This is a genomic window from Niallia laureatilytica (genome assembly GCF_046613985.1).
Taxonomy (GTDB): Bacteria; Bacillota; Bacilli; order Bacillales; family Cytobacillaceae; genus Niallia.
The window spans coordinates 244,002-256,384 of sequence record NZ_JBKKHP010000004.1; the positions used below are offsets into that span (position 1 = coordinate 244,002).

Annotated in this window: 11 protein-coding genes and 1 riboswitch; of the genes, 7 read left to right on the plus strand and 4 right to left on the minus strand. The window is 39.0% G+C overall.

From position 1 onward, the window contains the following. Positions 1–140: 140 nt before the first annotated feature. Positions 141–839 carry an SGNH/GDSL hydrolase family protein gene (locus ACLIJJ_RS12995; RefSeq protein ID WP_237941348.1) on the plus strand — a complete coding sequence of 233 codons (699 nt, stop codon included), beginning with the start codon at positions 141–143 and terminating at the stop codon, positions 837–839. 115 nt (positions 840–954) lie between these two features. After that, positions 955–1,536: a hypothetical protein gene (locus ACLIJJ_RS13000; protein ID WP_251647695.1), complete on the plus strand. Its 582-nt coding sequence runs from the start codon at positions 955–957 to the stop codon at positions 1,534–1,536. A 49-nt stretch (positions 1,537–1,585) separates the two neighbouring features. On the opposite strand, the gene ACLIJJ_RS13005 is transcribed toward ACLIJJ_RS13000, so the two are convergent. The 4 genes from ACLIJJ_RS13005 to ACLIJJ_RS13020 all read right to left on the minus strand — a co-directional run bounded on the left by ACLIJJ_RS13005 (position 1,586) and on the right by ACLIJJ_RS13020 (position 5,293). Beyond that, positions 1,586–2,371: a GNAT family N-acetyltransferase gene (locus ACLIJJ_RS13005; RefSeq protein WP_411411024.1), complete on the minus strand. Its 786-nt coding sequence runs from the start codon at positions 2,369–2,371 to the stop codon at positions 1,586–1,588. A gap of 69 nt (positions 2,372–2,440) precedes the next feature. Beyond that, the gene (gene metC, locus ACLIJJ_RS13010; protein WP_411411025.1) at positions 2,441–3,610 is read right to left on the minus strand and encodes a cystathionine beta-lyase; all 1,170 of its coding nucleotides are present in this window, start codon (positions 3,608–3,610) and stop codon (positions 2,441–2,443) included. After that, complete coding sequence (locus ACLIJJ_RS13015; RefSeq protein WP_233313987.1) at positions 3,607–4,716, minus strand: methionine biosynthesis PLP-dependent protein; 1,110 nt, start codon at positions 4,714–4,716, stop codon at positions 3,607–3,609. Before ACLIJJ_RS13015 ends, metC begins: the two co-directional genes overlap by 4 nt. 184 nt (positions 4,717–4,900) lie before the next feature. Continuing rightward, positions 4,901–5,017: riboswitch (SAM riboswitch) on the minus strand. Positions 5,018–5,110: 93 nt separating this feature from the next. After that, entirely contained in the window at positions 5,111–5,293 is a 183-nt protein-coding gene (locus ACLIJJ_RS13020) for an H-type small acid-soluble spore protein (RefSeq protein WP_233313986.1), read from the minus strand. Positions 5,294–5,531: 238 nt separating this feature from the next. On the opposite strand from ACLIJJ_RS13020, the gene ACLIJJ_RS13025 reads away from it, so the two are divergent. The 5 genes from ACLIJJ_RS13025 to odhB all read left to right on the plus strand — a co-directional run bounded on the left by ACLIJJ_RS13025 (position 5,532) and on the right by odhB (position 12,363). Next, complete coding sequence (locus ACLIJJ_RS13025; RefSeq protein WP_267913289.1) at positions 5,532–5,654, plus strand: hypothetical protein; 123 nt, start codon at positions 5,532–5,534, stop codon at positions 5,652–5,654. A 134-nt stretch (positions 5,655–5,788) separates the two neighbouring features. Continuing rightward, on the plus strand, positions 5,789–6,481 hold the full coding sequence (locus ACLIJJ_RS13030; RefSeq protein ID WP_233313985.1) for a response regulator transcription factor: 693 nt from the start codon (positions 5,789–5,791) through the stop codon (positions 6,479–6,481). Next, positions 6,478–7,905 (plus strand): HAMP domain-containing sensor histidine kinase, encoded by a 1,428-nt coding sequence (locus ACLIJJ_RS13035; RefSeq protein WP_411411026.1) that lies wholly within the window; start codon positions 6,478–6,480, stop codon positions 7,903–7,905. The genes ACLIJJ_RS13030 and ACLIJJ_RS13035 overlap by 4 nt, the downstream gene beginning before the upstream one ends. 369 nt (positions 7,906–8,274) lie before the next feature. Beyond that, positions 8,275–11,097, plus strand: coding sequence for a 2-oxoglutarate dehydrogenase E1 component (locus tag ACLIJJ_RS13040; RefSeq protein ID WP_411411027.1), 2,823 nt, complete (start codon positions 8,275–8,277; stop codon positions 11,095–11,097). A gap of 15 nt (positions 11,098–11,112) precedes the next feature. Then, the gene (odhB, locus tag ACLIJJ_RS13045; RefSeq protein ID WP_237941352.1) at positions 11,113–12,363 is read left to right on the plus strand and encodes a 2-oxoglutarate dehydrogenase complex dihydrolipoyllysine-residue succinyltransferase; all 1,251 of its coding nucleotides are present in this window, start codon (positions 11,113–11,115) and stop codon (positions 12,361–12,363) included. Positions 12,364–12,383 lie beyond the last annotated feature (20 nt).

Sequence of the window (12,383 nt, forward strand, 5' to 3'; positions counted from 1 at the left end):
TTGAAAGGATAAATGCATCATTTTACTAAAATTAGGCGAATGCATTTAGCTCTTTTAGTTGTACTTGCTATAATAAATAGTATACTTTTTAAAATTTAACCGCATCAGCAGCAGTGATGGACAGAAAGCAGGGGTAATAAATGAAAATCATCTGTTTTGGGGACAGTCTGACTAGAGGCGTGACCTTTGTAAAAGGAAGACCGCGCATACTCAAGGATAATTATCCTTCTATCCTCAACAGTCTCTTACAGGCAAATGGTCATACTGCAGAGGAGCTGCTTGTTCTTAATAAAGGGGTCTTTAATGACGACTCCACTTCTCTGATGAACCGTCTCGATAAAGATGTTCTTTATGAAAAACCGGACATTTGTATAATTGGGGTAGGCGGAAATGATTGCAACTTTAAATGGGAAGAGGTTGCTGAGTTTCCTGAACTCGAACATATACCAATTGTACCACTTCATGATTACACGGAAAATGTAAAAGCAATTGTCCTTAAAGTGAAAGAATACAATATCATACCTGTAATCTTGACATTGCCGCCATTGGAACCAGTTAAATACTATAAGTTTCTTGCAAGCAAATATGGAAACTCCATTGGCCATTGGATAAGCCTGTGCGGCGGAATTGAACATTGGCATGGACTGTATAACAATCAGCTTCAGAAACTGGCGAAGAAACTTGACGTTTTTACAATTGATGTCCGGACTAATTTAGAAAAGGCAGGGGATGTTTCTGATTTTATGAGTGACGACGGTATCCATTTGAACGCAGATGGCTATAAGGAGATGGCAGCCACTGTGTTCTTAGAGTTGAACAAGCTAATAAACGGTGAGTAGGCAGAGATAAATAAATGTATGAATTTTAATGTTGGCAACTACCATACTTTTGTTATACTAGAAAGAGAGTTTTCCCAGAAGGAATATGTCATAAAAATCTAGCGAGGAATTAGTAATGGGCAATATGTATGAAAAAATCATTGAGGTTTTGGAAGAGAATGGTCCAATACCAATCAGCACCATTTATGAAAAGATGGTGTCATCAACTAATATTTCAGCTGATAACAATAAGGAAATTCAACTTTCTTCTGTTAAATCAGTGATCAGCCGCAAAAAAGACTTATTTTCCGTCCATAATAATATTGTTTCCATCCATCCTGAGAAAGAAATAAGCCAAATTACATTGGATGTAAAAAAAGGAAATCATTTTTATCGGCTGAAGGTAGACTTTCTTTTTGAAATTTATCATATTCAGTCATGGACGTTATTTTCTGATAATCAAGGCTTTACTCCTAAGAATGTCTTATTTCCGTATTTCTCTTATTCAGATTTGAAAAAGGATCTCTATAAATTAAAAATTTGGGATTGGGAAAGCGACGAGGGAGCGTATGGCAGAGAGAGCCTCTATACGATTCAGCTTAAAACAACGAACAAAAGCTATGTATACAGTTTTATTGATATAAAGGCAAAAGAATGGAAGCAAATGACGAAGACATTATCGAAATACATGGATCTAAGTAACATCTTTCTAGACTAAAAAGACGATCTCCTTATGCTTTACTGGAGGTCGTCTTTATTTATTGAAGTTACCGATGCATCGCCCATAAACCTATCTCATTAAACCCGATTTTTGTATAAATTCTGCCTGCATCAGGATTATCATAAAAAAGACAGACACTCTGCTTTTCCTGAAGTAAAATGTTAATCATTTCCGACAGCAATCCAGTAGCATAACCTTTGCCCCGATAATCCTTATGTGTGCAAACAGCAACAATCATAGCAGAATCAGAGGTTTCTGCTGTGGTAGAAGCCGAGCAGACGATTTCTCCAAAATTATTCTCGAGATAAAAGCTGCGGCCAGTATTTGTTGCGATCGCTTTATAAAGCATGTCACGGCTGTTCTTACTTTGCTTAAATTCGGATATGCCGTAACGCAAGTCCATAATTCTGTCTACGTCTGCTGTTGTTGCTTGTTTAATCGGCAATGTGTTTGTCTTCATCTTAACTGAGTTCGTACATTCTGCAAAAAATTGTACGTTTTTGGATGCAAGTCTGCCTCCAAGCTTGTCTTCAAGCTTAGCGACAATATTCGCCTTGCCAGACAGCTTGATGATGCTATCAGTGGATGTTAACAAGCTAGCAAAAGCATCCGCATCATAAGCTTCATCTTGAGCGGTGATTATATAGCTGTCATAGAACTTCAGTAGAATAGCTTTAAGGATTGAATTAGTAAATTCGCCCCATAAAGATTGAAAGGAAGTCTCATATCCGAACCCTTCTATATCACCAATAATGAAAAGGTTTAGAGAAGGGTCTTGATTTAAAAACTTCATCACTTGTTGGTGGTCTTTAACCGTAAGCTGCCGAAGCATCAGCATACCCTCCTTTACAGGTTTGTAGATGGCAAAAAATTCAGGACATGTAAGTCCTGAATTTTTTTATTAAATATAATGAAGTTCTACTGTTTTCTTTAATGCAGCTTCAAAGTCTGCAATTAAATCCTGTGGATTTTCTAAGCCTACTGACAGGCGAAGTAAGGCGTCGCTTATTCCTCTTTCTTGACGGGCTACTGGATCCATTGCCGCATGCGACATTTTAGCAGGGTAGGAGAGGATGGACTCGACAGCTCCTAAGCTTACTGCAAACACTGGAAGCTCTACATTTTTTACAAAAGTTCGCATCGCTTCTTCACTGTGAAGCTCAAACGAGAATACCGCGCCAGGGCTTGTAGCCTGCTCTTGTTGGATATCATATTGCGGATGATCTGCAAACCCTGGATAATAGACTTTTTTAATGGCCGGATGATTGTTAAGATAGGTAGCAATCGTTTCGGCAGCCTCACTAGAATGCTTCATGCGCACATGTAGTGTTTTAAGTCCTCTCATTAACAGCCAGCAATCTTGAACTCCAAGTACTGCTCCAAAGGAATTTTGGATGGAGCCGAGCAGTTTGCCAAGCTCTTCATCTTTGACAACTGCAAGACCGGCAATAACATCACTATGGCCAGACAAGAATTTAGTGGCGCTGTGCAGAACAATATCTGCACCAAGATTTAACGGTTTTTGCAAAGCAGGTGTTAAGAAGGTATTATCAACAAACGTCCAAGCATCGTTTTGTTTTGCCAATGTGCTGACTGCCTTGATATCCGTAACCTTCATAAGCGGATTAGATGGAGTCTCGATATAAAAAACCTTCGTATTAGGCTTCACGGCATTTTGAACTGCAGCAAGATCGGTCATATCGACAAAAGTATGTTCAATACCGAATCTATTGAGCACTGTTGTTACCATGCGATAAGTTCCGCCATAGACATCCTCAGAAATTAACACATGATCTCCTTGGGAAAGGAGGAGGAAGGCGCTAGAGATAGCGGCCATTCCTGATGCAAATGCAAAGCCTTTTGTACCATCCTCTAAATCTGCAATAATCTCTTCCAGTGCTTCTCTTGTAGGATTAAGACTTCTTGCATAATCATATTTTCCAAAACTATCAATCTCCTGTTGATGGAAAGTAGAAGCATGCTGAATCGGCACACTTACTGCACCTGTGGCAGGGTCGAATTTATGTTTGTTGTGAAGCAGTTTCGTTTCAAAGGAATATCGTTCGCTCATTTTATTACCTCCTTGGCAATCGTAAAGGCTTTATCCAAATCTTTAATTAAGTCTTCAATGTTTTCAATGCCGACAGAGAAGCGAAGCAGACGGTTGCAGACACCTGTTTCCAGTCTGATTTTTTCTGGAATATCTGCATGTGTTTGAGTAGCAGGGTATGTAATAAAGCTCTCAACACCGCCTAAGCTTTCAGCAAATGAAATTAATGTAAGGTTTTGCAAGAATGGATTTACCCATGCTTCATCATGGACTCTAAATGAAATCATTCCACCTCTGCCTGGATACAGGACATCAAGCACTGCATCATGACCTTGCAGGAATGTTTGAAGTGCTTTCGCATTTTCTTCATGCTTTTCCATTCTAAGGGCTAATGTTTTCATTCCACGCATTAACAGCCAAGAATCAAATGGGCTCAAGACAGCTCCTGCAGCATTATGATGCAGAGCAAGCTCCTGGCAGATTTCCGCGCCTTTTGCTACGATCAGCCCTGCAAGCACATCATTATGACCACCAAGATACTTAGTGGCACTATGAATGACAATGTCTGCGCCAAGGCGTATCGGCTGCTGGATAAGAGGAGTATAGAAAGTGTTATCCACAATCAGCAAAATATTATGCTTTTTAGCAAGCTCTGCTGCTTTGGCAATATCTGCTGTTTCCATTAGAGGATTAGTAGGTGTTTCGATGAAAATAGCTTTTGTGTTTTCCGTAATGGCTGCTTCAATGTCCTCAATGTTTGAAGTATTTACATAACAACATCGAAGGCCCCATTTTTTAAACCCTTGTTCAAGCAAACGATAAGTTCCGCCGTACAAATCTTTCGATATAATCCATTCATCGCCGCTTTGGAATAAAGCTAAAATCGTTTGAATAGCAGCCATACCTGAGCTGCAGGCAAAACCGCGGTCGCCCTCTTCCAAGTCAGCAATTGCCTGCTCAAGGATTTCTCTAGTCGGGTTGCCTGTGCGTGTATAATCATATCCAGTAGATTCGCCGATTCCTGTATGTCTGAAAGCCGTTGAAAAATATACGGGCGGATTGACTGTTCCTGTTGTTTTTTCACTTCTGTTGCCGATTTGGGCTAATTTAGTTTCTACATCATACATATTGATACACTCCTTCTTGTTTCACGGACAATTTGAAATATATAGTCTATTTTTAATAGTTTGATATTGTCCGAGAGTATTATCTTTCAAGGAATAGAAGGAAGGCGAAGTGAATTTTAGCAATAAAAAAGTCCTCTTCCTAAAAATAAGAAGAAGACGTAATGTGTTATCATTATGGCCATTCTTCTTATCTTTCAAGCATTCATTGCTTGATGGAATTAGCACCTTTTCAGTCTTGGTATACAAGCTGAAGGTTGCTGAGGTTTCTTCGGGCCATTCCCTCTACCTCTCTTGATAAGAAAATACTTATGTAATTTGAATTTAATTTACTATACCTTTCCATAAATTGCAACATTTTTTTTGGTTTTTCACTATTTTTTGAATAAAAAGGTATTTATTGCTCTTCAATAAGTTGCAGCACATCTACTTCTAATTCTTGGTCTGGATTGTTCTTCGTATAAATTCTTGCTGTTCTTGCATCCTCATCGACATTTTGAATGAAAATCTGTTCTCCTTTATAGCTTACATGCACTATTTCACCAGCATTCATAATTTCAATAGCTCTTCCAACATTCATCTTATATCCTCCTAATCCTTGCTAGCTTATCCTTTTTTAGCTCACCCCAATTGGTTCGATTAGTAGCTTTCGTAGTTTTAAAAAAAATATTCAGCTGAAAACGCGTTCTAATGTTTTTTTAATGTTTCTCTCATTGGATTTTTTGAATAGGGGTGTAATTTAACAATAAGAAAAACAAATGCAACTTGGAAATAGGGTTAATCATTAACCTACACTACGGATTAAAGGAGGAAAAGTGATGGTATTTCGATATGCGATGATTATTTTTTCATCCTTAACTGCTGCTTCATTGTTCGGAGTTCAAATTGTGGGCATAACACACGCTATAAAAGACACATTTATGTATAGAAAAAACAAATGATAATATAATGAATGAGGCGGGGTGGGACACATCCCGCTCCTTCTTTTTGTATACAATAGATCTGCACACTTTTTGTCTTTATACATTGCATGATAAACTAGAAGTATGCTTAATTTGGGATGTGAGTGGTGTAAATGAAGAGAATTCTTATTATTGAAGATGAAAAAAATCTTGCTCGGTTTATTGAGCTGGAATTAAATTATGAAGGCTATCATACAGAAGTTTGTGCAGATGGAAGAAGCGGCTTGAATAAAGCGATCGCAGAGCAATGGGATGTTATTCTTCTTGACCTAATGCTGCCAGAACTGAACGGGATGGAAGTTTGCAGAAGAATTAGGCAAGTGAAAAATACGCCGATTTTAATGATTACAGCAAGAGATAATGTTCTTGACAGAGTATCAGGTTTGGATAGCGGAGCAGATGATTATTTGGTTAAACCGTTTGCAATTGAAGAGCTTTTGGCAAGATTGCGAGCATTGTTCAGAAGAATAGATACTATATCGAGTGAACAAGCAGAGCCGGCACCAAAAATGACTGTTCTTACATATAAGGACATAGTACTTGAGCTAGAATCACATATAGCCAAAAAAGGAAATGAGGTTATTGCTTTAACAAAAAGAGAATATGATCTTCTCAGCATGTTTATGAGCAATATCAATATTGTACTGACTAGGGATGTGCTCTTAAATAAAATTTGGGGTTATGAGTCAGAAGTCGAAACGAATGTTATTGACGTTTATGTTCGCTATTTACGCAATAAATTGGATCCGACGGGGCAGGAGCAATATATTGAAACAGTAAGAGGAATAGGGTATGTGATGAGATGAATATCGTAAAAAGACTATCTCTCCTTCCTTGGAAATGGAAGCTAACACTCGGGTTGTCAACCAGCATTTTTTTGACTTACAGTATTTTTACATTTTTTGAATTCCATACTGTCTCTACTTGGCTGATGAACCAGGAGGAAAATGACGTCAGACAAACGATGGATGAGTTTGTTGCCTATTTGGAATCAGAAGATAAGTCAATTACGGAAAAGGATGTTAAAAACAGTCTTTCGACATTAGAAAAGCTGAACACAAAGAATCAGCTGATTCGTGTCGTTGACGATAACGGAAATGTGATTATATCTCATCTTAACGGTGATTTTCCCATACTTGAACCTGACATAATCGACAGTAAACAAGAGCTGAAATACATTTCCATTGGCGAGGAGCAATCATTAGTATACAGTTACCCGATAAAGGGAAAGGCATTTTCGGGAGAAATAGAAATTATCAGGCTGCTTGATTCCTATAAACTCGTAATGAAGCATCTGGCCTTTGCGATGATGCTTTTTGCAATTGCGGCCATCTTAATCAGCGCGATTATCGGCTACTTATTATCAAGAGAACTGTTAAAGCCACTGAGCATTATGACAAACACAATGAAGAAAATAAAAAGTGCAGGCTTTAAAGAAAGAATGCCTGTGTACCCGCAAAAGGACGAAATTTCCGAACTGTCGACGATATTTAATCATATGATGGATCGGATAGAGCTATCCTTTCAAGCACAAAAGCAATTTGTAGAGGATGCTTCTCATGAACTGCGCACCCCGATTTCTATATTGGAAGGTCATCTTTCCATGCTGAACAGATGGGGTAAGCATAACCCGGAAATATTAGAAGAATCTTTAAAGGCATCCCTTGATGAAACAGAAAAACTAAAAAAACTTGTTCTCAATTTGCTGGATTTGACAAGATTGGATCAGCAGCGGCTTGAAAATGATATGTCACCAGACAAGGTGGAGGAGATTATTAGCGGGGCCGTTAAGGACTTCCAAATGCTTCACCGTGAGTTTAAGTTTCATGTTAATCTGCAGTCTAATGAGCTTTACGGTGTAGCTGAACAGCATTTCCAACAAATACTGACAATATTAATAGACAATGCTATTAAATACTCAGGAGCTGTTAAAGAAATTTCCATTTCCACAGCAAAAAAGGACAAGCAGTTCTGCTTAGAAATAAGTGATAAAGGGATAGGAATTCCCCATGATGAGCTCGATAAAGTTTTTGACCGCTTTTACAGAGTAGATAAAGCACGCAGCAGAGAGCGGGGCGGCACAGGACTCGGTTTGGCCATCGCTAAAAAAATCGTTGATTATTATTCTGGAACAATCGAAATTAAAAGCAAGCTTGGCGAGGGTACAAAAGTAATAATTACATTGCCTGATCCAAAGACTTTAATAGAAAAATCTGCTGCCCCCTTTTAAAAAGAGTAGTGGCAATGAATTAAGGAAAACCCAAAATATCATATACATGATTACATTCTAAACTGCTTTTATAAGGCAGTTTTTTTTATAATTTAATCCATTTTTCAATAATAAAATTAATGTACATTATCCGAAAATCCCTGGCATATTTATTAATATAAAAGGTTTTTAGCCCAATTAAAAACAATGTGAAAAAAATTTACAATATTTTTACTATTAAAACGGGGAAATCTTTTGTAACGAAGGCAATACCGTGTTAAAATAGAAATGTAAACGTTTTATTTTTTATCAGACAAGCGCCTAGAAAAGTGTAAAAGGCGAGCATATGGGGAATATAGTTGTTACTAATTATGGTGGAGGGAAATTTTCATGGGAAAGCCAGCTAGTGGTAAAAGCTCCTATCAGCCAGCATTTTATGGACCAAATCTCGGGGTCGCAATGGAGCTGTACGACAAATACTTAGAAAATCCTGATTCTGTTGATGAGGAAATGCGAGATTTTTTCGCAACATGGGGTTCACCAATAGAGCAGGAAGTCACAGAACGAAAACCAGCAGTAACCTCAACTAACCAAATGGACATTGAAAAAGTCATTGCAGCAGTCACATTAGTGAATAAAATCAGAGCTTATGGCCATTTAGCTGCAGATATTTACCCTTTGGGAGATGTACATAGGCAAGAGGAATTGTTCGATTTGTCCCGCTATCAGCTAACAAAAGAAGATCTAGAAAAAATGGATGCATCATTGCTTTGTCAAGATGCACCAAGCACAGTTAAAAACGCCTATGAAGTTGTTAATTACTTAAAGGATGTTTACATGAAGAAAATCGCTTTTGAATTTTATCATGTAAACGATATTAACGAAAAAAACTGGCTCCAAAAAAAGGTAGAATCAGGAAGCCTCAAACCTGCTTGCAATAAAGAGCTGAAAAAGAAGCTGTTAAAGCGAGTAGTAGAGGTTGAAGAGTTTGAAAATTACTTACATAAAACTTTTGTCGGCCAAAAGCGTTTCTCGATTGAAGGACTAGATACAATGGTGCCATTGCTTGATGAGATTATTTCCCAGTCTGTTGTTAATGGTGCAAAAAATGTACATATCGGGATGGCGCATAGAGGAAGGCTGAACGTATTGGCGCATGTCCTTGAAAAGCCATATGAGATGATTTTTGCTGAATTTCAGCATGCTCCAAATAAGAATCTTGTTCCATCAGAAGGATCAATCGGAATCAGCTTCGGCTGGACTGGTGATGTGAAATATCATTTAGGCTTGAACAGGCAAATAAAGAAAAGCAGCACGTCAAATGTACGGTTGACACTAGCCAATAATCCAAGTCATCTTGAGTTTGTCGGCTCCGTTGTCGAAGGATTTACACGTGCATCTCAAGATGATAGAACGGCACCAGGCTTTCCAGAAGAAAACCATCAATCAGCACAGGCCATTCTCATCCATGGCGATGCAGCATTCCCAGGCCAAGGAATTGTTGCAGAAACACTTAATCTGACTGGGCTGAAAGGCTACCGGACAGGTGGAACAATTCATATCATTGCCAATAATACAATTGGCTTTACGACTGAATCAAGCGATTCTAGATCTACAAGATATGCAAGTGACCTGGCTAAAGGCTTTGAAATACCGATTATACATGTAAATGCAGATGATCCAGAGTCTGTCATCCAGGCTGCTAAGCTAGCTTGTGAATACAGAGCAGCTTTTAACAAGGATTTCTTGATTGATTTAATCGGCTATAGAAGATACGGTCATAATGAAATGGATGAGCCGATGACAACCAATCCATTAATGTATAAGAATATTAAAGAGCATCCTACGATTACAGCAAGCTATTTCCGCCAATTACAAGCAGAAGGAGTATTGTCTGAAATAGAATTCCATGGGTTCAAAAACGAAGTAGTTGCCAAGTTGAAGCAGGCGTATGAAAAGGTGCCAACAAAAGAGGAAATGGACGAAGAAGCACTGCCGCCAAACTCTGTGGAAAGAGATTTGCCATTGATTGATACAACTATTTCAGCTGAAAGACTGAAAGAAATCAATCATGAACTTATTTCGTTCCCAGACAACTTTCAAATTTTCGATAAACTCGGGAAAATTTTAAAACGGCGTGAAGCTGCAATTGAAGATGGCAAAATTGACTGGGGAATGGCAGAAACCTTAGCATTTGCCAGCATAATTCAAGATGGAACGCCAATTCGCTTGTCAGGACAGGATTCAGAACGAGGCACGTTTGCTCACAGAAATATTGTCCTTCATGATAGTGAAACAGGAAGGGTTTATTCACCGCTTCATTTGCTGTCAACTGCCCAAGCATCATTCGCTGTCCATAACAGCCCCCTTTCTGAAGGTGCCGTTCTTGGCTTTGAATACGGATATAATGTGTTTGCACCAGAAACACTCGTTCTGTGGGAGGCACAGTTTGGTGATTTCGCGAATGCTGCACAAGTAATTTTTGACCAATTCATCTCTGCTGGTAGAGCAAAATGGGGTCAAAAATCCGGTTTGGTTATGCTGTTGCCTCATGCATATGAGGGGCAAGGTCCAGAGCATTCCAGCGGCCGAATGGAGCGTTTCTTGTCTTCTGCTGCCGAGAACAACTGGACGGTTGCAAATCTTACGACATCTGCACAATATTTCCATATTCTGCGCAGGCAGGCAGCTATCCTGAATAAGGAAGAAGTCAGACCGTTAGTAATCATGACACCTAAGAGTCTACTGCGAAATGCTGATGTGGCATCTAGCACTACTGCATTTAGCAATGAAACATTTCAATCAGTGGTAGAGGATGAACTTACTGGCAAAAATCCGCAAGCCGTTAAAAGGATTGTTTTATCTACAGGTAAAATAGCGATTGACCTTCATCAAGGAATTAAGCAGCTCGAGGATTCTGATTGGGTGCATAGTGTGCGCATAGAAGAACTTTATCCTTTCCCTTCGAATAAATTGAAGGAAATCATAATAAAATATCCTAATTTAGAAGAAATCAGATGGGTGCAAGAAGAACCGCAAAATATGGGAGCATGGAGCTTTATGGAACCACGTGTGAAAAAGCTGCTCCAAGATTCTGTGTCCTTCGATTATATCGGACGCCGCAGAAGATCGAGTCCTGCAGAAGGGGATCCAATTGTTCACCGCAAAAATCAAGCAAAAATTATTAATAAAGCATTGACATGGACTGAATAGAGGGGGATTTTTAAGATGGGTGAGATTAAAATACCAGAACTAGCAGAATCAATCACAGAAGGAACCGTGGCACAGTGGCTTAAGAAAACAGGTGAATATGTAGAAAAAGGCGACTACATAGTAGAATTGGAAACAGATAAAGTAAATGTTGAAATCATCTCTGAAGAAAGCGGCATCCTGCAGGAACTCAAGGCAAATGAAGGCGATACAGTTCAGGTAGGGGAAACAATCGCAATCGTTTCTGAAAATGCTGCACCAAGCAGCAAACCAGCTGAAGGTCCAGCAGCTGTAATCGAAACAGAAGCAACAAAGGAAGCACCGCCTGTTAAAGAACAGCCGCAAGTAAAACCAGAAGCAAAAGGCTATCCAATTGCTTCACCATCTGCCAGAAAGCTGGCTAGAGAAAAAGGCATTGATTTGAATCAAGTTTCTTCCATTGATCCTTTAGGAAGATTGCGTGCACATGATGTTATCGAGCATGACCGTAAGAAAGACCAGCCTGTCCAAAAGGCTCCAATTGAAAAAGAAGCACCGCAGCAGGCTAAACAAGCAGCAGACCCAGGAAAACCGACTGAGCGCGTTAGAATGACGCGCAGACGGCAAACAATTGCTTCAAGGCTTGTTGAGGTACAGCAAAATACGGCAATGCTTACAACCTTTAATGAAGTGGATATGACTAATATTATGAACCTTCGCAAAAAACGGAAGGATCAATTCCAAAAAGAAAATGATGTAAAGCTTGGATTTATGTCCTTTTTCACAAAAGCAGTTGTAGCATGCTTAAAGAAATCACCGCTTTTAAATGCTGAAATCCAAGGGGATGAAATTGTCCTTAAGAAGTTTTATGACATTGGTATTGCGGTGTCAACAGATGAAGGGCTAGTTGTACCAGTTCTTCGCGATGCAGATCGCAAAAATTTTGCAGAGATCGAAAGTGATATTTTAACGTTCGCTGATAAAGCACGTAATAATAAACTGTCGTTATCAGACCTGCAAGGAGGCACATTTACAATAACTAATGGCGGTGTGTTTGGTTCGCTACTGTCAACACCTATCTTAAATGGACCTCAAGTCGGGATATTGGGAATGCATAAAATCCAAATGCGCCCTGTTGCGATCGATAATGAAAGAATGGAAAACAGGCCGATGATGTATTTAGCACTTTCTTATGATCACCGTATCATTGACGGCAAAGAAGCAGTAACCTTCCTAGCAAGAGTTAAGCAATTGCTGGAAGATCCAGAATCCTTACTGTTTGAAGCATAATAATTAAGGGGATGCTTAAA